Raw genomic sequence first — 18164 nt, forward strand, 5'->3', positions numbered from 1 at the left:
CAAACTTACATTATCGATCTATTAAAAATTCAATCCTACAGGTGATTATTCGTGAAGAGCTTTGTTATCAAAGGAACATTTAAAGCTGGCAAAAACTGGGAAAGATTTACCAAATCAATTGAAAGCCAGAATGAAAAGAACGCCCGTGAAAAAGTTTATTCATTAATTGGGAGCAAACATGGCCTAAAAAGGAATCTGATAAAAATTGAGACTATAGAAGAGGCCTGATACTCATGTCACAACTGAGTGAACAGGAGGCTCGCAATCTTTTAATGCAGCACCGGGAATATAAAGCCCGCTTAGATACACTCCAGCAGCAGATAGGTGCTGTACAGATGCACATGGATGACTGTGTTCGTGCTATCAATACAATAAATGAACTGAAGGATTCAGATGAAGATGTAAATACAATGATTCCTATTGGATCTGAATCATTTCTTCATGCCAGGCTCACAAAACCAGATACAGTTGTTGTAAATATTGGTGCTGGAATAAGTGTGGAAAAATCACTGGATGAGGCTATTGAATCACTGAATCTGCGAAAAAAGGAATTTGAAAAAACCCTTGAACAGCTGCAAGGTTCACTGGAACAGATCACAAAGAAAGTACAGGAAATCGAATCCGAATTTGAGAAGTATTCTCAACAACAGCAGCAGCAACAGGCTGGGTACTATTCCGGTAATTGATTAATTATCGCTATTTCAGTATTTCAGCTTATTTTAGAGGAATGAGTCAAGTGTTCAACAAACTTAAGGATAAACTTAAAGGATTTAAAAGCAGCCTTGGAAATAAGATCGATGAAAAGGCTGTACCTCTGGAACATGAAGAGGAGTTACTCAAAGAAGATACTTCGCAGCATACTATAGATAAATCCAGACCTGATTCATCCGGAACAAAAAAAAGTGCCGGTATAACTCAGAAGGCTAAGGCTCTGGTATTTGAACGAGAGGTCATTCTCGATGAAAATGACCTTGAAGACCCTCTCTGGGAACTGGAGATTGCACTTCTTGAGAGTGATATTGCGATGTCAGTCTCTGAGGCAATCATTGACTCTGTAAAACAGGAGCTTGTAGGGACACGAAAACGTATAGGCAAAAATACAGATGAACTGGTAGAGCAGGCTCTGAGAAACGCTCTTCTAAAAATAATGTCTGCCAACATATTTGATTTTGATGAATTCATTGAAAATGCAGACAAACCTGTAAATATTGTCTTTGTAGGTATAAATGGTACTGGTAAGACCACAACCATTGCAAAGATGGCAAATTATCTGAAGAAGAGGGGATATACTCCTGTCCTTGCAGCAGGGGATACCTTCAGGGCAGGAGCCATTGATCAACTTGATATTCATTCAAAAAAAGTTGAAGTGAAAATAATTAAACATAAGGAAGGCGGAGACCCTGCAGCAGTTATCTACGATGCGCTTGAATATGCAAAGGCAAACAAGGCAGATGTCATACTTTCAGATACTGCCGGCAGACTTCACACAAATGTTAATCTGATGTCGCAGCTAAAAAAAATATGCAGGATAAGCTCTCCTGACCTGGTTATCTTTGTAGATGAAGCTGTTGCAGGAAATGATGCTGTGGAACGTGCTTCTCAGTTCAATGAAGCAGTTCCCATAGATGGCTCAATACTGACCAAGATAGACGCTGATGCAAAAGGTGGAGCTGCAATATCCATCGCCTATATCACGAATAAGCCTATCCTGTTTCTGGGAATTGGTCAGGGTTATGATGACCTGAAAAAATTTGATCCAGAATGGTTTGTCAATAAACTGTTTGAATGATCTCCTCAGAAATTGTGCTTTTTTTAGGAAATTAATTTTTTATATTTTTCATAAAAATCAACATGATCCTGAAAAGGATGCTTATTACTCTTTGCATCCACTTTTCAGATCAAATACCAGTGACTCAAGACGGTGTTCAACATTTTTTCCTGATGCAATAATATCTACAAATGCAGATCCCGCAATAACTCCATCGGCTCCGTATGAAATAATATCCACTACTTGATTGCGGTTTGATATGCCAAACCCGACTGCAATGGGGATATTTGCGCACTTTTTGATATCTGTAAGCAGATCTGCTATACCAGTATTGATATCAGTACTTCCACCTGTGACGCCTGTCCGGGATACCATATATAGAAAGCCTGTGCTCTTAGAAAGTATTTTCTGAAGCCTTTTCTTATTTGTTGTTGGTGCTATAAGGAATATCAGGTCCACTTCATTCTTTTCACACGCGAGCCCGAGTTCATCAGATTCCTCAACAGGCAGATCTGGGACAATAAGACCTGTTATACCGGAAGAAGAACAGTCTTCTATAAATTTTTCAATACCGCGTTTGTATATTATATTGTAGTATGTCATACAGACAAGTGGAATATCAACCTGAAGGGTAGACACAAGTTCAAAATATCTGTCAGGTGTCATTCCTGCTGATATTGCTCTATCTGTTGCTGACTGTATTACAGGCCCGTCGGCACAGGGATCGGAAAATGGAAGCCCGAGTTCAATGATATCTGCTCCACCCCTTACCAATGCTTCAACTGCAGATTTTGTCAATTCAGTAGATGGATCTCCTGCACAGATATAGGATATCAGGGCACCTTCATTTCTTGATTTTAGCTCTTCGAATTTATCAGATATTCTCATATGTCCCACCTTTTTATTTTCCTGCTTTGATCACGGTTTCAAGATCCTTATCCCCTCGCCCTGAAAGGTTTACGACGACAAGATCTCCGAGTTCCCCGGATTCGGCTTTTTTCATAACATACGCCATTGCATGTGATGATTCAAGTGCTGGTATTATTCCTTCCAATCGGCTCATTTCATGGAATGCATTAAGGGCCTCTTCATCACCTGCATGGCACGGATTTATTCTCCCGGAGTCTGCAAGATATGCAAGTTCAGGTCCAACTCCTGAATAATCAAGCCCTGCAGATATAGAATGTGATTCCAGAATCTGACCGTCCTTATTTTGCAGAACTTTGGTACATGCGCCGTGCAGAACTCCTACCTCACCGGTGCACATAGATGCAGAGTGAAGTGCAGCTTTTGATGTAAGTTCCATTCCGCTTCCACCGGCTTCGACTGCAAACATTTTGATATCTTTATTTTCAATAAACGGATAAAAGATACCCATTGCATTGCTTCCGCCACCTGCACAGGCTACAATGGAATCAGGATACCTTCCTTCTTTCTGCATGATTTGTTCCTTTACTTCCCTGCCTATTATACTCTGGAAGTCTCTTACGATCATAGGGTATGGATGAGGCCCAACAACTGAACCTATCAGGTAATGAGTTGTGTCTACATTGGTAACCCAGTCCCTCAGTGCTTCATTTATGGCGTCCTTTAATGTTTTAGATCCAGATTCTACAGCCTTTACTCTGGCACCAAGTATTTCCATTCTGTAAACATTCATTCTCTGACGTACAACATCTTTTGCACCCATATATATCAGTGTGTCAAGGTTCAGATTTGCACCTGCCATTGATGTTGCTGTTCCATGCTGTCCGGCACCGGTTTCAGCAATAATTCTTTTTTTGCCCATGTATTTTGCAAGTAATGCCTGTCCCAGGGTATTGTTGAGTTTGTGAGCACCACCATGGACCAGATCTTCTCGTTTTAGATATATTTTAGTTTTATATTTTCTGCTCAAATTTCTTGCATAGTAAAGAGGTGTTTCCCTTCCTGCAAAGTCTCTAAGATAGTAATTGAGATCCTGTTGAAATTGTGGATCATTACGGTACCTGCTGTACTCTTCTTCCAGCTCCTGGAGTGCAGGCATAAGGATTTCTGGTACATACTGGCCGCCGTATATTCCATATTTTGAATTATTCATTTTTGCTTCCTCATTTATTTGATGCATGTAGACTTTTGAACTGTTGTGCATCTGAGTTATCTTATGTCAGGTGATTTAGGGTATTTTCATTGTTTGCTCCGGAATAATGATCCAGGCAATGATATAAACGATTATTCCACTTCCTCCAAGAAGAGTGAATAGGATCCAGAGCAATCTTATCAGAGTAGGGTCTGCATTCAGGTATTCTCCTATCCCTGCACATACTCCTCCAAGAATCCGGTCATTTCGGGATCTGTATAATTTTTTAGTCATTTCAGACAGTCCACCATTTCTTTTGTTTTGCTATAGATGTCATCGCTTTTGATAATTGATGTACCTACAAGAATAGCATCTGCACCTATAGAACTTACTCTTTTTATGTCATTTTCTGTAACGATTCCACTTTCACTTATTATTATGTGCTCAGTTCTGTTTATTTGATCGTATCTGTGAATTAGGGGGACCAGTCTTTCAGTTGTTCCAAGGTCAATTTCCAGTGTTGAAAGGTTACGGTTATTGATGCCAATAATTTTTGCATCACTTTCAAGAGCAATTTCAAGCTCATCTTCATTGTGTACTTCAACCAGTGGCTCAAATCCTCTCAGCCTTGATTCAAAAATGAATCTGTTGAGGCGGTTTCCAAGAATACCTGTGATCAGCAGGATTAGATCACATTCAGCTTCATCCATCTGCAAAATGTCAATAATGAAATCTTTTCTGAGTACAGGCAATGATACTGTATTTTTGACACTTTTCAGGTTTTCAATAGATCCATGAAAAAATTCTGGTTCTGTCAGTACAGATATAGCACATGCGCCTGCTTTTTCCATATCTTTTGATATTCTTCCCGCTTCTTCTGGAAGTATGGTTCTGTAATTTGAATTTGGTGAGGCAGGTTTTACTTCTGATATTACTGCAACCCTGTTATCTTTTTTTGCAGACCTTAGATGGATTTCGAATTTATTGTTTTGATCATATTTGGCTGGCACAACTTTCCCATAAGGGTTTTTGATCAGGCGTCCCCTGGTCTCCTCTGGAAGAGATTTGTTTCTTTTCTCTGTTGATGCTATTATATCATCAATGACCTGATGCATTTGAGATCTCCATAAAATATATTTAATGATATACAATTGAACATTATAGTATAATATTGTACATCAATGTCATATAATATATATCTTACGCAACCTCAGGGTATACGCTCCATGATCGCATCCATTCGGTTTGTTTCTTTATAAAAAAGAGTGGATAGCTTAAGAAAATTTGCCGCAATCAGTCCTTTGTTCGTTATTCTATATCCACCGTGCTTTACCTTGACCACAAGATCATTTCTCTGGAACACTACTTTCATTTTACTACCGATACTGCCCCTGTCCGCAAACTGATCAGTATATTTCCTGATATCAGAAAATTCTGTTATTTTGTCTTTATTTGATTCTAAGACTCTCAATATCAGCCTGTACTGGATGTCTCCCGGCCCCTGTCCTATTCCAAGAGACTGGTAATAATCAGCGACCTCTTTTTCAAACTGGGCATCAACTTTACCTGTCATCATTAACCCCCCTGTGAGAACTGAACAATCTCTATTCTTCACAGTCCCCGCTTTAATATTCTATTTCTTTTTCACATATTTCAAGGCTACTGTTTGCAACGATGCTTTTCATAGTTTAGAAGGCTGAGATCATAATTTTTTTCGAAGCAATAGTGTCATCTGATTGATATTTGCAAATAAACCGATACTTCATGAAAAAATACTTCATTTATAAAAACAGATATAAAGTAATCTTTTAAAATAAAATTTAGATACATTTATATTGTAGTCTGTTTTATTTGTTGCATACTGTTAATAATTTCAAACCACAACCACATTTACACATGTTATAAAAAATGCTAATTCAATTAAATCGATTACATTTTTGAATTTAGGGAGATATTTTATAATGAAAGCAAATCAGAAACTACAACTCAAAGGAGATGAACGTGCCCAGATTGGTATTGGCACCCTTATTATTTTCATCTCAATGGTTCTGGTAGCAGCAGTAGCGTCTGCTCTGCTGATAAAAACGTCAGGTATATTACAGCAAACGGCCTCACAGACCGGCCAGGAAGCTACAAGAGAAGTATCATCTAATCTTCGAGTGGATCGGATTGAGGGTGAACGTGCTGCTTATCAAACTATTAGAATAAAATATGATGAAGGTGAACAGATTGTTTTTGTTAATGAAACTACTGGAACAGAACAGGATAAGCCCAATATTAATTTAACAATTCCACGGGCCGGAATGGTTGAATGGATATCCGAAATAGATAAAGACCTTAATATAACTTTTAATAATGTTCAGGGAATAACAGTAGATGCCTGGTATACTGATGGATTAGATGGTGGGATTCAAAATCTCCATGAAGATGAAGGCGGACTGATCATTCCTGCAGGATCTCATTTTGAATGTAGATTTGACAGGTCAACAAAAAACGATAGCTCTGATGGACATGATCTATATGAGTTCTATATTGGAGGTAAGGGTCCAGGCCATATTAAGGTTGATGAAAAAACTGCGTTTGGGGATATCACTAAACTTCGTGTGTCTGTATCATTGGGGCCAGGTAGTCAGGATGTAGATCTTTCCCAATTAATCATTTATCTCTCAGACGGCGCTAGAATGACCAGTGTTAGATATGATCATCTTGATGGTGGAGAATATTTCCACATACCAGACGGTGATTATTTCTCTGTGAGTCCGATAAGGATTAGAGATCGGAGTGAATTTAAGGCAACACAACCTGTTTTAAGGACTGGTGATATAATGGAACTTGTAATTGACATGAGACATGTATTCCAAACACAGGATCCAGATTATCAGGGTATAGAACCCCGGTCTCAACTCTCATTCCAGATCAGACCAGAGGCTGGTTCTGTTGTGCCGTTTGAGATAAGTACTCCAGGTGCATATTTCGATAACAGGTATATTCTGTTGATGTACTGAACTGCTTTATTTTAGTTCGTATTTCCAATATACGAACTAAAAAAATATCTCCTTTTTTTAATATTCCTCATCTAAAATACACTTACATATTGCTCCAGAAAAATGTAATTTCTTTTGATCCATTTGCATGTGGAAATAAGTTTCTGTTTATCTATGGTTATTTAATGAAAGCTTAAATGGAGATGTCAGGAAAGAGGTTCAAACTTAATGAAGTAAATTAAATTAGTCTCTTTGATTACTAAGCTGGACTACAGTAATATTGCTACTTTCGGGTCATTTCAACGTTTCCAGACCACTTATTTAATATTTCAGAAGGTATCTATTATAGAGGAAGGAAGATTGTGCCATGACTTATAAAAAGCATATACTCTTGTTGATCCTTGTTGTTTACCTATTTATTATCTTTATATCAAATCCTGTATATGCAGATGAGACTGAATCTGAATGGGTTAAAGTTGATGATTTCAGGTTATACTGGGGAGACAGTATCAAATTAAATAATCATACAATAGAAGCCATTGAGTTTTCTGAACCCAGAAAAAGATATTCTAATGAAGATTATGTTATGATCTACATAACAGATAATTCCAGGCAATGGAATGCAATTTTGTCCAGAAACAATACACAGATGGATAACAATATTGTACTGGATGAACGATTTAAAGTCAATGTAACTGAAATAGTCACAGGTTTTAATATTACCACGCCATATGCTGAATTTGAATTCTATGAAAAGGAAGAAGATGAAGAAGATATTGAATTTATCATGGATTCCTGGATTAATTCAACTATAGATTTTGATGCATCAGCAGGCCATTCGGTACATTTAGATGAGCGAATTTATATCAATGTTGATGTTAATAACTTGAAGGACATCCACTTTGAAGATGTTAAGGTAATCTCTTCCTATCCGGATAATTTTATTTATGATCCAGATAAGGATATTGAATGGAATTTTGAACTAAAACCCAATGGTAAGAATACATTCAGTTATTCTTTAAAGTCTCTGAAGCCAGGAGAATTTACTATTCCCGGCTTTGAATTGAGATTAACTCATCTGGGAGTGACCTATCGTAAATACACTGATGATTTTGATATTGAAATCTATGGTCCTTATCTGGAAATTGATAAATCTTTATCTTCAGATAGTGCAGAAAAAGGAGATATCCTTGATGTCAGTGTCAGTATCAGAAATAAAGGAAATCGTGCAGCAAATGTGAAATTTAAAGACGAGATCCCTGACTTTTTCAAATATGTAGATGGAGATACCAGAATAAATAAAGTTCTTCAACCATCCGGTGAACACTCCATTCAATATTCAGTAGAAGTCATTGAGAGTGGTTCATTGGTTATCCCCTCAGCTGAGGTTTTGGCAACTGATACCCGAGGCATTGAATATTTGTTTATATCCGAACGAATTGGACTTGAAGTATCTAATGGGGATAGGCCCTATATAGAGGATGATAATGGCGAATATGGACATTCAGATGTTCCTGATGAACCGACAGTTGCTTATCCGGATGAGGCTGAAAAATCCGGGTTTTTGAAAGAGTTTATTAGAATAATTAAAAGCAGGTTAAATCTTTAAATATTGCATCTATCAACATAACATTTATATTAATCAAACATAGTTTTAAAATAATTAATATTAATTAAATTAAGATGTTCTCCCTATTTAATCAATAGTAGAGGTTTGTTTCCAATGGTTAATTCATCAAACAATAATCACAAAAAAGGTTCATACGAAGACTATGATCAAAATCCAGATGAAGGACTACCCTGGGAGAATAAAGTTAATAAGGATCAAAGAAACGATAAGGCTATTTCATTAACAAATGCATTTGATGATATACCATTAGAGGAAGCACCACTGGAGTTTGGATCAAAAACAGTAGATAATTCAACTGATGAAGATGTAGAATTGCCATCACCACCATTTTTAGATGATATACCTGACCTTTCCCAGATAAATGCAGAGGTCGAACCTGATATTCTGGAAAAGAAAGTTAAGGAAAGCGAATTTCAGCACTTTGAACATATAAGGTCTGATGCAGAATCTGCTATGATTTCTGAACTGGACAAAAATAAGTTCCCTGAGATTGATCCTGAAACTGCTCAATGGGCTGATAACCCGGGAGCAAAAGATGAGTTTGAGAATGTTTTCCAAATTGCCGATAATAATCCAGCGATGATCAATAAAAATGCTAATTTTGAGGGCTTATCTGAGAATTCGGCTTTATCAGCTGGAAGGAAAGCAACTGATAAAGTTGATCCAAATGAGACCATTGCAAAAATCAAAGACAGATTACTGAAAAATCATGAAAAATTACAGAGTCTCGATTATAATTATTCTCTGGATGAATCAGATGATGAATTAAAACCTGATACTGACAGGAATGAAGAGGCTGATGATATTCTGGATATGGATTCTCCTAAACAGTATCATGAATCATTTAATAAGACATCAGAACAGGAAAGCAAGATGTTAAATAAGTCCAATGACTCTCTGGCCGGGAACGAAAAGGATGACATTTCTTTTCATAAAGTTCCAGATTCTGGAAGTATCAATCCGGAAAAATTGCCTGAAGATCCTGCTGATCAATATAATAAGGCATTCATTGAAGCTATTGACTCATCTGGAAATAATCTGGACCAGAACCAATCTGAAACTAATAATAGTGCTACCAGGGGAACTTCAACATCACCTAACCTGTTTCCAGGTGAACATTTTTCGGGTAATTTTAATGAAAAAAAGTCCCAATTCAATGAAGATAACCTTTTTCAACAGGACAGTAAGCAAAGTGGAGTAGCTGCTGGTTCAGCCGGAAAAATAGGTTCATTTTTCAAAAAGATTGTTAAGAGCATAAAAGGTGGGGGTAATCTTATTGAAAGAATGGATGAAATAAGCCTGGACCTGGCTTCAACCCGCAAGGATGATGATAAGCAGGATAGAGATCTGTCTGAATCTCTATTTGATGATGAACCTGATTTTTTCAACAGTCCATTCAGTCAGAAAAAGCCGGATAATAATGTGGCTGAAAATGTGGATTCTTATGTTCAAGCATCTGAAAAAACCGAGAATAGGCCAAAAAAAAGTCTCCTTGATGCTTCTTTAGATGATATCAGAAATGTGTACAATATTCCAGAAGAATCGATTTCAGATACTCAAATCCAGGCTTTTATCCAGGGAGCTAAGGAATTGATACCTGATATTGCCACAGAAGATATAAAACACGATAATATTTCGGAATCTGTTTCATCAATAAAATCTTGTAATTCTGATATATTTTCCAGTCCAGAGGGGTCCGTGGCTTTTGAGAATAAGTCATCTCTTGATGAAACGTCAGAAAGAAAGATGTCAGAAAGAGAGATTGATGAAATTAAACGGGAGATACAGGCTCTGTCTTCATCCATATCATCCTTTGAAAATTTACCTGATAATCTTCGATCCTTCCAGGAAGATCTGATTTCAACAGTTGCCAGTGAAGTTGAGATTGCTAATAATAGAACCGAAGAACTTGAAAATCAGCTGAGAAACCTGGTGAAAATGATAGAATCTTTTTCTATTGATCATAATAACACACAACAAAATATTTTGAATATGAAAAAAGAACTGGCTGATTATACTAATTCTTATAATGAGCTGGAGGGGGTAGTACACAACATAGAACTGGAAAATAAATCTAATTATGAAATGCTGAATGAAAAAGTATCAAAGATAGATCAACTTGACGGGATTGAATCAATTGTTCATGGTCTGGAGGCTAGTCAGGAAAATGTAAATGAGTCTCTGGAAGCAATCGGAACGAGCATATCTACATTACTCAATGACCTATCTGAAGTCCATAGCTTGAATGAACAACTCAGGTCCCAGGTTGAGAATGATATAACCACGGTTTACCAGGAAATGGGGCAGCTAACCAGATATTTTGAAACTGAAATAAAAAAAATACGGGCAAGAAACTTATCTTCAGGTTCATCTTCAATGGAGCAGAATGTATATTTAAGTCATATCGAAAAAAATTCTGTAAATATCAAACTGTGCATGGAATGGCTTGAATTCTTGCTGGAAATTGTGGGGAAAAACAATATTCCGGACATATTATCCTATTATGTTGAATTGGGATGGATAAGTGAAGAAGTTCGCCTTGAACTTTTAAGATATGCAGATGGAATTAACTATTTTGCAGATGGAGTGACCTGGAAGCTTTCACCGGATGACCATGTAAAATCAATATGGTTCATTGAAAGACTGGCAGGATTGAATATCGACAAAAATATGCTTACCATCATTGACAGAGACGTTGCAAATATAAAGCAAGGTATAAGAATGCACAACTCATTTTGATGATAACATTTAAAACCTTTGTATACATTAATTCTCCTGATGCATCTTAAATATGGGTTAATCTTATTTTTGTTCATCATTATTGTGGCCGGTGTTACATCAACTGCTACGGCTAAAGACCACAAGTATGAAGAGATGTGGGTCTATTATGGGAATTTTGATATAAATGTCAATGATAAAGTGAAGATTGAGGAGCACACTATAAGGGTTCATAGTATTGATGAAGATTCACCCTCCTCAATCCTGCTTCATTATAAAAACGATATTTTTAAACAGGCTTATGTTGTTGATACTGAGCTAAACAATTATATTGTAATTGAAGGGGACTTAAAGGTTAAAATTGAAAGTATATCAAAGGATTACCTATCAGTTGAGACTTCTGTGCGTACATTGGAACCTACATGGGTCCTACTGGATGAAAAAGATATGCGAATATCTGATAAAATGCAGCTAAATGACTTTTCAATAACACTTGATGATTCAACCGGTGATTCCTATCAATTTATAGTAGAATACCAGGACTCTTCTGAATATATTGATCTGAACTCCAATGATTCAAAAACCCTGTATAACGATTTTTTGATTGAAATCAGTAAAAAAGATTCTGAAAAAACAGTGAATGTAAAATTATATCAAAATCCCATCCCATCAATTGATCTGTATTTTGAAGGCCTAGAAAGATCCTATTCTCCAGGTGAAAATATTTTTTATGAACTTATCATTGAAAATACAGGTGATGTTCCACTAAGGAATATATGTGCCCAGATCAAAACGAATGGGGGTGATGAAAAATCCATTATGATTTCAACTCTGTTGCCATCTGAATCTTTTAAAGAAAAATTAAACATTGAAGCATCTTTTGAACCAGAAGGATATACAATAGATATTGAAGGTGAAGTTTTAGCTTATACTCATGATAGAAAGGAGCACCACAGTTCAGATTCTGTTTCTATAAATGTTCCTGGGTATATGAGTATTGCTAAGAGAGTTCAGCCATCAGAGACTACACTAGAGAATTCTGAATTTGAGGTAACTCTTGATATTAGTAATATGGCAAGTGATGCAAAAAAGATTACTGTCATTGACCAGATACCTAACGGGTTCATACAAATGGATAATAGCGAAATGAAGTGGGATGTTGAAGTTGGTCCAGGGACCACTAAAAACATAACTTATACTATATTATCCATGAATCCCGGTGATTATGATATGGGATCTGCTGCTATTGAATGGAGAGATGGTAATACAGATTATAGAGTAAAATCGAATAATCCAGGTGTAACGATCTACGGTGCAGATCTGGATGTTGACAGATATTTAAGTAAGGATGATATACACCTGGACGAATACCTAGATGTTAACTTCAATATAATGAATAAAGGAAACGAAAATGCGTACGTCAAGATAAATGATACCGTTCCTGAGGACATGGAGCTGGTGTATGGAGATACTTCCTGGAATGGTACTGTATCTGCAGGTGAAGAATATAAGTTTTCATATGTTCTAAAGCCTCTTAGTGCCGGTAAATTTGATATTTCATCACTGGAAATTCGCTATTCAGATGCCAGTGGCCATGAAAATACTATTTATTTACAGGAACTTGAGTTCAATGTAAATGATTATCAAAAAGAAGGCCAGATAAAATCTCCGGAGTCAGATCATCCTGAATCTTTAGCATCTATTGGCCGATGGAATACAATAAGTTTTTTAACTTTATCGTTTATATTTCTTTTAGCTCTGATATCGATGGTACCGATTTGTGGATATATATTCATCAATGAAAGGAAAAAATAAAACCTCGCGGATTTGGAATCATGGAAGCAATACTGGCATCAATTTTGATATTTGTTCTTTTTATTGCAGTTACACTACTGGTACTTATTAAGGTATCAACCATTTCAGCACTAATTGTCCTGTTCATTATACCAGTTATTATGGTTTTGATTTTTCCGGATACAACACTCAGTTTTCTCTCACATGAACTTATATTATTGCTAAGCGATCAGGTGCAATTAACCAATTTCCATATCCTGCTGTTTATATGGGCAGCGCTGATTTCAGTTATAACTTACACAGAGTTCATTACGTGGTACCTGAAAAGACAGGTGGCTGGATCAAAGCAGAAAGGCAGTGATAATCAGGGCTCTAAAAATTCCAGTGATCATCTATCATTCAATTTAAATATAGACAGTGTCACTGATAGAATTAAAACTACCTATGAAAAGTATGTAAAATAATTTATTTAAATCAAATGAAAATATATTTAACTGATATTTGTATAATCAGTATTTATCATAATTATAATTCTTATTTAATATATTACAACAATATTTTTGCAGTGGGACCATGGTTAATCTGAAAGATAAATTAAGTTCATTGAAATCAATTGTCAGCAAAGACGATGCCTCATCATCACCATCACAATCTGCAAACAATGATCCATTTGGATCAGACACAGATCCTTTTGCTTCAGGTCCTCCAGGATTTGATTCTGTGCCAGATCTAACAAATGGAGGTGGGGGTGCTCCAGATTTTGAAGGCTTACCGGACTTTAATCAATTCCCACCATCAGCTCCTGGTGCTAATGGTTTTGGTGCTGAATCTTCAGGCACACCGGGTCAGCAGGCAAATAGTTCAAACCCCAAACAGGTTGAGGAAAATAAGGATCGTATCAATTCTCTTGAAAAGAAGCTTTCCAAATTTGAAATGAGCTTCAATATGATGGAAAGGGAAAATAAGGAAATTAAAGAGACTGTAACCAAAATAGATCAGAGTGTAATTGAACTATTATCCCTATATGAGATTGTATCCAATCAGGTAAATCCGTTTGTTGGTGAAAATGAAAGTGGAAGAGACACTATTGAGAGATTTGACAAGGCTGAGAAAAGAATAAATGAAGTTGGTGATATGACCGTCTCTCTTAAGAATGATGTAGCTTCTCTTCAAAACCAGCTGGAAAATATGGGAATGACTCAGGATACTGAGGACAAAATTTCTGAGATAGAGGAAAAACTGGATGCCTTCTCTCAGGCTCTGGAAATGCTGAATGAGAATTTTGAAAACATCTCTTCCCAGCTGGACAGTTTCAATGAAAGGACTGAACAGAATGAAATAATCATTTCAGATCTCCAGGATGCCAATTCTGTTATCATCGAAAGACTGGATAAGCTGGAAATCTCTAACAACGGATCCATTCAGGACCAACCCTTAAATGAACCTGAAAACGATGAAAAATCAAAGGATGCAAATGTTACTCCTCTTGTTAAGCTGGAAACAATCAAATCGGATCCTACCAGGGTTATTGTATTGCTTAACTGGATTGAGTTTCTTATAGAAAAAGTTGGCAGAAACAATTTAATGGATGCACTTGATTACTATATTGATATTGGATGGATCAATGAAGATGTCAGACTGGAGATACTTGCATATGCCAGGGGTATAGATTATAATGTTGAAAAGACCACATGGCGTTTACTTCCGGAAGATCATACCAAGTCACTGCTTTTTATCGAAAGATTGAGCGGCAGAAAGATCGATAAGAATATGCTCAGCACACTTGATCGCGAGATGACCAAGGTAAAACATGGGCTAGAGGAAATGTATGGAATTTGATTTCCTTTTACCTTTAGAAGCTTCAAAACTGAGCCTACGGTACTTTAAGCACGTACTTACCGGTGACAATTTTAGTAAAGGATTCTTCCCTCAGATATGTGAAAATTATCAACAATCCTTTAGATAAATCGCCGTTTTTGTATGTGTAAAATGAGATTTTTTTTGAATTTTTCCATTTAGTTGAAAAGGCGATGATCAAAAACATTCTGTGTGAATATATCGTAGTTCTTTCCGTCAGCAGTTATAACAATGTGGCCATGGAAGTCATTGCGCAGGATTACTGAATTCGTCTGGCGCAATCTATCCAGGGTATGTGGGTGAGGGCTGATGTACTCTTCATGCGGTCCTTCCTGAATTATGCTGTATCTGGAGTTTACTGCATCCAGAAAAGGCTTGCAGCATGCATTTTTTGATCCATACTGGCCTACTTTAAGGAAATCCACATCCAGATCATAACCGGAATCAAGTAATTCTTTTTCAGTTTCAAAGTCTGCATTGCCCATAAATAAAAATGAAATCTCGTTGTACGTCATTTTAATTATAACAGAATCCCTGGCAATATCCCCGGTCAGATCATCCGGATTGAGTATCTCTACTACAACATCGGGATGAAAGTCTATAATATCTCCTTTCTTTATAACTGTGGTATTTGTATTGGTAACTTCAAGCATGTGCATTAAAGTTTCATAGGATTCTGTTGTATCTGAGTTACCATTATCCATGTATTGCTCTACTAAAAGCTTTGATAAAATACCTATCATACCTCCAATATGCTCTTTTTCCTGATTTGTAGCTATCATATAATCCAGTTTTGTAATATCGTTCATGTAGAGGTATGGTATGATATTAGTTCCAAGCCTGTTCTCTCCTGCATCAATTAGCATGTTTTTGTTTTGGATCGATATGAGAACGGCATTTCCCAACCCGGCATCAATAAAATGAACTTTAAGGTTCGTGTCATTGTAATCAATAACTTCTTCAGGAGGAATTGGCCTCATATCGTGCGGCTCGTACATATATCCTGCAACAGATACTACCAGTATTGCAACAACAAAAGTAGATATAAAAACTATCAGTATGTTAGCATTCAAATTATCACCGGTATATGTACCACCCTGTTTTATCTCTGCTTCTCATGTAAAGTTATTTATGTAATTTAGTCAGACTCCGGTTTCAGGGCATTCTGTCTATTATATTGCTCAACTTATCAACTTCCCTGTAGAATAAGGTTGAGACCTTAAGCAGGTTTGCTGCTACCAATCCTTTATTTGTTATCTTATATCCGCCATGCTTGATCTTGACTGCCAGTTCATTGCGTAAAAATACGGTTTTAATTTTACTTCCAATACTTCCCCTCTCAGCGAATGGATCTGTATATTTTCTGATCTCTGAGAACTCAGTTGACCTGTCTTTATTTGCTTCCAGTACCTTTAAGATCAATCGGTATTGAATATCTCCAATTCCCTGGTTTATGCCCAATGACTGATAGAATCTGGCAACCTCATATTCATAATCAGGATTGATGTCATCTGTCATTAATTTCCTCCAGGGATGAATCCTTTATGTCCAGATCTTCCAGATCATCGAAATCCAGATCGGTGTCATCATATTCAAAATTTTCACTTTTATCATTTAAAAACTCTGGTGGGAAATATGCAAGAAACGCAAGGATAACTCCTATAAATACAAATGTGCGGGCGAAAAGCTGCATTGGATCTATCATTACGATAAAGTCGATCAATATGAAATCCAGTACAAATGAAATTGCAACAAGCGGTAACGCTTTTTTGTAGATTATTCCCAGAGCGATCCTTTGCAGAACCATCAATAGAAATAGCCCCAGTATCATTGCAGTCGGGATTATGAAGAGTACTGTCAGGTACAGGTGGATTGCAAAATCACTGTTCACAGTGATCAATGAACCCCAGTCAAGTACTGCAGGACCAACCACGCCACATGAATGCAGTATTGATAAGTAGATAATTCCCATAACAGCAAACATAATTGAAACTATACGAGTAATTCTTTTGTTTCCGGAGAGTATGAACACAATAAAATATATTATAGGTACACTTAAAAACGCAAAGAAGAACGAAGCTATCTGATAGAACAGCAGGTCCATTGCAGCATTTGCCTGATATGCTGCAAACATCCGGATTGTAGTTGGAATGTAGATCAGACCAACAATTATCCAGAATGAAATAAGTGCCCACAGAGCAGGTTTTGCTTTTTCATCATATTCCGGTGACTTCTTCACTAACAGCCATGCAAGTGTTAATGAAGAAACTGCTATTGCAAAACATATTGCTGTATTTAGTAAAAGACCGGGTGCCATTTTTTATATCCCCTTTAAATTACAGTAGAATTAATTTAAACGAATACCTGCATTCGTAAGATCCACTATTTGAGATCAGCAATGTAATCACTATCAGTTAAATCATTTTTATACAATTACAATCAGTAATCATTTTATCCATTATAAAGTTTTAGAATTTGTTCCCGAAATTTGTTAAAATAATCAAACCAGAGCCTTTATATAGCATTTATCAAATATCAAATGTAATTATCATTATAATCTCATCATTATCATAATGAGAAAAACGCGATTAGGGAGAAACAATCCTATGAAAGCAAATAGAAACTTACATTTGAAAGAAGATACGAGTGCACAGGTAGGTATCGGTACGCTTATTATCTTCATTGCAATGGTGCTCGTTGCAGCCGTTGCAGCCGCAGTACTGATCCAGACCTCCGGTGTGCTTCAACAGAGAGCACAGCAGACAGGAGCTGAAGCAACTCATGAAGTGTCATCCAACCTGGATGTCAAACATGTTGAAGGTATCAGGGGAAACGACAGTAGTGGTGATTTAACCAACACATTTGATCTGTTGAAACTACAACTGGGCCTTCAGGCTGGTAGCTCTCCTGTTGATATCAAACAGCTGATCATCACAATCTCTGACGGCCGGCAGACAAACACACTTGAGTACACTGAAAATACAAGCAATCAGTGGGATGATCAGTTAGCATATGTGATGGAGAATAACATCACAGAACGGTTTACTGTCCAGCAGATACGTGATGAAGATGACTCATTTACAGCAGAGCAGCCTGTAATGAATACTGGTGACCTGATCAATCTGTACATAGGAACTGCAACTGATCAGACTGATGATCTAAAAAGATTTAATTCAAAGTTAGAAACCATTGATAATTCTGGACTTGAACTTGACGCAAGGACATCAGTTGATATTATTCTGACACCTGAAGCAGGTGCTACATCCCAGGTCAGTTTCGTGACTCCTTCAACCTATGGAGTAAATGAAATTTCAAGACTTTATCCATGAACTTAATTTTATACAATTTCAGGAG

Annotated in this window: 18 protein-coding genes; 10 read left to right on the forward strand and 8 right to left on the reverse strand. The window is 36.8% G+C overall.

All coding sequences use genetic code 11. The features are described from left to right. The first annotated feature begins 51 nt into the window (after positions 1 to 51). From rpl18a to ftsY, 3 genes are read left to right on the forward strand one after another with little or no spacing between them, the layout of a single operon-like run. Complete coding sequence (gene rpl18a / locus MZHIL_RS02750) at positions 52 to 228, forward strand: 50S ribosomal protein L18Ae (protein WP_013897846.1); 177 nt, start codon at positions 52 to 54, stop codon at positions 226 to 228. Positions 229 to 233: 5 nt separating this feature from the next. After that, entirely contained in the window at positions 234 to 686 is a 453-nt protein-coding gene (pfdA, locus tag MZHIL_RS02755; protein ID WP_013897847.1) for a prefoldin subunit alpha, read from the forward strand. Positions 687 to 736: 50 nt separating this feature from the next. Next, positions 737 to 1789, forward strand: coding sequence for a signal recognition particle-docking protein FtsY (gene ftsY, locus MZHIL_RS02760; protein WP_013897848.1), 1053 nt, complete (start codon positions 737 to 739; stop codon positions 1787 to 1789). Between the two features lie 84 nt (positions 1790 to 1873). Here the strand turns inward: ftsY and trpA are convergent, their stop codons facing one another. From trpA to MZHIL_RS02785, 5 genes are all read right to left on the reverse strand, one after another. Continuing rightward, positions 1874 to 2656, reverse strand: coding sequence for a tryptophan synthase subunit alpha (trpA, locus tag MZHIL_RS02765; RefSeq protein ID WP_013897849.1), 783 nt, complete (start codon positions 2654 to 2656; stop codon positions 1874 to 1876). A 13-nt stretch (positions 2657 to 2669) separates the two neighbouring features. Then, positions 2670 to 3848: a tryptophan synthase subunit beta gene (gene trpB / locus MZHIL_RS02770; RefSeq protein ID WP_013897850.1), complete on the reverse strand. Its 1179-nt coding sequence runs from the start codon at positions 3846 to 3848 to the stop codon at positions 2670 to 2672. Between the two features lie 75 nt (positions 3849 to 3923). Then, positions 3924 to 4121 (reverse strand): PspC domain-containing protein, encoded by a 198-nt coding sequence (locus tag MZHIL_RS02775; protein ID WP_013897851.1) that lies wholly within the window; start codon positions 4119 to 4121, stop codon positions 3924 to 3926. Then, on the reverse strand, positions 4118 to 4942 hold the full coding sequence (locus MZHIL_RS02780) for an indole-3-glycerol-phosphate synthase (protein ID WP_013897852.1): 825 nt from the start codon (positions 4940 to 4942) through the stop codon (positions 4118 to 4120). The genes MZHIL_RS02775 and MZHIL_RS02780 overlap by 4 nt, the downstream gene beginning before the upstream one ends. 95 nt (positions 4943 to 5037) lie before the next feature. After that, the gene (locus MZHIL_RS02785; protein WP_013897853.1) at positions 5038 to 5403 is read right to left on the reverse strand and encodes a hypothetical protein; all 366 of its coding nucleotides are present in this window, start codon (positions 5401 to 5403) and stop codon (positions 5038 to 5040) included. 385 nt (positions 5404 to 5788) lie between these two features. On the opposite strand from MZHIL_RS02785, the gene MZHIL_RS02790 reads away from it, so the two are divergent. The 6 genes from MZHIL_RS02790 to MZHIL_RS02815 all read left to right on the forward strand — a co-directional run bounded on the left by MZHIL_RS02790 (position 5789) and on the right by MZHIL_RS02815 (position 14792). Next, positions 5789 to 6832 carry an archaellin/type IV pilin N-terminal domain-containing protein gene (locus MZHIL_RS02790; protein WP_013897854.1) on the forward strand — a complete coding sequence of 348 codons (1044 nt, stop codon included), beginning with the start codon at positions 5789 to 5791 and terminating at the stop codon, positions 6830 to 6832. A gap of 346 nt (positions 6833 to 7178) precedes the next feature. After that, the gene (locus MZHIL_RS02795; RefSeq protein ID WP_013897855.1) at positions 7179 to 8420 is read left to right on the forward strand and encodes a COG1470 family protein; all 1242 of its coding nucleotides are present in this window, start codon (positions 7179 to 7181) and stop codon (positions 8418 to 8420) included. Positions 8421 to 8534: 114 nt separating this feature from the next. Then, the gene (locus MZHIL_RS02800; protein ID WP_013897856.1) at positions 8535 to 11180 is read left to right on the forward strand and encodes a FlaD/FlaE family flagellar protein; all 2646 of its coding nucleotides are present in this window, start codon (positions 8535 to 8537) and stop codon (positions 11178 to 11180) included. A gap of 69 nt (positions 11181 to 11249) precedes the next feature. After that, a complete protein-coding gene (locus tag MZHIL_RS02805; RefSeq protein ID WP_048815446.1) occupies positions 11250 to 12974 on the forward strand; it encodes a BatD family protein in 1725 nt (574 codons plus the stop codon). A 20-nt stretch (positions 12975 to 12994) separates the two neighbouring features. After that, the gene (locus MZHIL_RS02810) at positions 12995 to 13417 is read left to right on the forward strand and encodes a hypothetical protein (protein ID WP_013897858.1); all 423 of its coding nucleotides are present in this window, start codon (positions 12995 to 12997) and stop codon (positions 13415 to 13417) included. A 109-nt stretch (positions 13418 to 13526) separates the two neighbouring features. After that, entirely contained in the window at positions 13527 to 14792 is a 1266-nt protein-coding gene (locus MZHIL_RS02815) for a FlaD/FlaE family flagellar protein (RefSeq protein WP_013897859.1), read from the forward strand. A 176-nt stretch (positions 14793 to 14968) separates the two neighbouring features. Here MZHIL_RS02815 and MZHIL_RS02820 read toward each other — a convergent pair whose 3' ends face one another. The 3 genes from MZHIL_RS02820 to MZHIL_RS02830 form a co-directional block, all read right to left on the reverse strand. Next, positions 14969 to 15883: a ComEC/Rec2 family competence protein gene (locus tag MZHIL_RS02820; protein WP_013897860.1), complete on the reverse strand. Its 915-nt coding sequence runs from the start codon at positions 15881 to 15883 to the stop codon at positions 14969 to 14971. An 82-nt stretch (positions 15884 to 15965) separates the two neighbouring features. After that, a complete protein-coding gene (locus MZHIL_RS02825) occupies positions 15966 to 16328 on the reverse strand; it encodes a hypothetical protein (RefSeq protein ID WP_013897861.1) in 363 nt (120 codons plus the stop codon). Beyond that, positions 16318 to 17127: a hypothetical protein gene (locus MZHIL_RS02830; protein WP_013897862.1), complete on the reverse strand. Its 810-nt coding sequence runs from the start codon at positions 17125 to 17127 to the stop codon at positions 16318 to 16320. Before MZHIL_RS02830 ends, MZHIL_RS02825 begins: the two co-directional genes overlap by 11 nt. A 289-nt stretch (positions 17128 to 17416) precedes the next feature. Here MZHIL_RS02830 and MZHIL_RS02835 point away from each other — a divergent pair, with 289 nt between their 5' ends. After that, positions 17417 to 18139, forward strand: coding sequence for an archaellin/type IV pilin N-terminal domain-containing protein (locus MZHIL_RS02835; RefSeq protein WP_013897863.1), 723 nt, complete (start codon positions 17417 to 17419; stop codon positions 18137 to 18139). Positions 18140 to 18164 lie beyond the last annotated feature (25 nt).

Origin of the sequence: Methanosalsum zhilinae DSM 4017 (genome assembly GCF_000217995.1) — an archaeon.
In the GTDB taxonomy this organism is placed as follows: domain Archaea; phylum Halobacteriota; class Methanosarcinia; order Methanosarcinales; family Methanosarcinaceae; genus Methanosalsum; species Methanosalsum zhilinae.

Bases quoted from the DNA above. Each gene is read 5' to 3' on its own strand.
- trpB (WP_013897850.1), bottom strand. From the start codon at position 3,848: ATGAATAATTCAAAATATGGAATATACGGCGGCCAGTATGTACCAGAA.
- pfdA (WP_013897847.1), top strand. From the start codon at position 234: ATGTCACAACTGAGTGAACAGGAGGCTCGCAATCTTTTAATGCAGCAC.
- MZHIL_RS02785 (WP_013897853.1), bottom strand. From the start codon at position 5,403: ATGATGACAGGTAAAGTTGATGCCCAGTTTGAAAAAGAGGTCGCTGAT.
- MZHIL_RS02815 (WP_013897859.1), top strand. From the start codon at position 13,527: ATGGTTAATCTGAAAGATAAATTAAGTTCATTGAAATCAATTGTCAGC.
- MZHIL_RS02825 (WP_013897861.1), bottom strand. From the start codon at position 16,328: ATGACAGATGACATCAATCCTGATTATGAATATGAGGTTGCCAGATTC.
- MZHIL_RS02835 (WP_013897863.1), top strand. From the start codon at position 17,417: ATGAAAGCAAATAGAAACTTACATTTGAAAGAAGATACGAGTGCACAG.
- MZHIL_RS02780 (WP_013897852.1), bottom strand. From the start codon at position 4,942: ATGCATCAGGTCATTGATGATATAATAGCATCAACAGAGAAAAGAAAC.
- MZHIL_RS02775 (WP_013897851.1), bottom strand. From the start codon at position 4,121: ATGACTAAAAAATTATACAGATCCCGAAATGACCGGATTCTTGGAGGA.
- MZHIL_RS02795 (WP_013897855.1), top strand. From the start codon at position 7,179: ATGACTTATAAAAAGCATATACTCTTGTTGATCCTTGTTGTTTACCTA.
- MZHIL_RS02800 (WP_013897856.1), top strand. From the start codon at position 8,535: ATGGTTAATTCATCAAACAATAATCACAAAAAAGGTTCATACGAAGAC.
- MZHIL_RS02830 (WP_013897862.1), bottom strand. From the start codon at position 17,127: ATGGCACCCGGTCTTTTACTAAATACAGCAATATGTTTTGCAATAGCA.
- trpA (WP_013897849.1), bottom strand. From the start codon at position 2,656: ATGAGAATATCTGATAAATTCGAAGAGCTAAAATCAAGAAATGAAGGT.
- MZHIL_RS02790 (WP_013897854.1), top strand. From the start codon at position 5,789: ATGAAAGCAAATCAGAAACTACAACTCAAAGGAGATGAACGTGCCCAG.
- MZHIL_RS02810 (WP_013897858.1), top strand. From the start codon at position 12,995: ATGGAAGCAATACTGGCATCAATTTTGATATTTGTTCTTTTTATTGCA.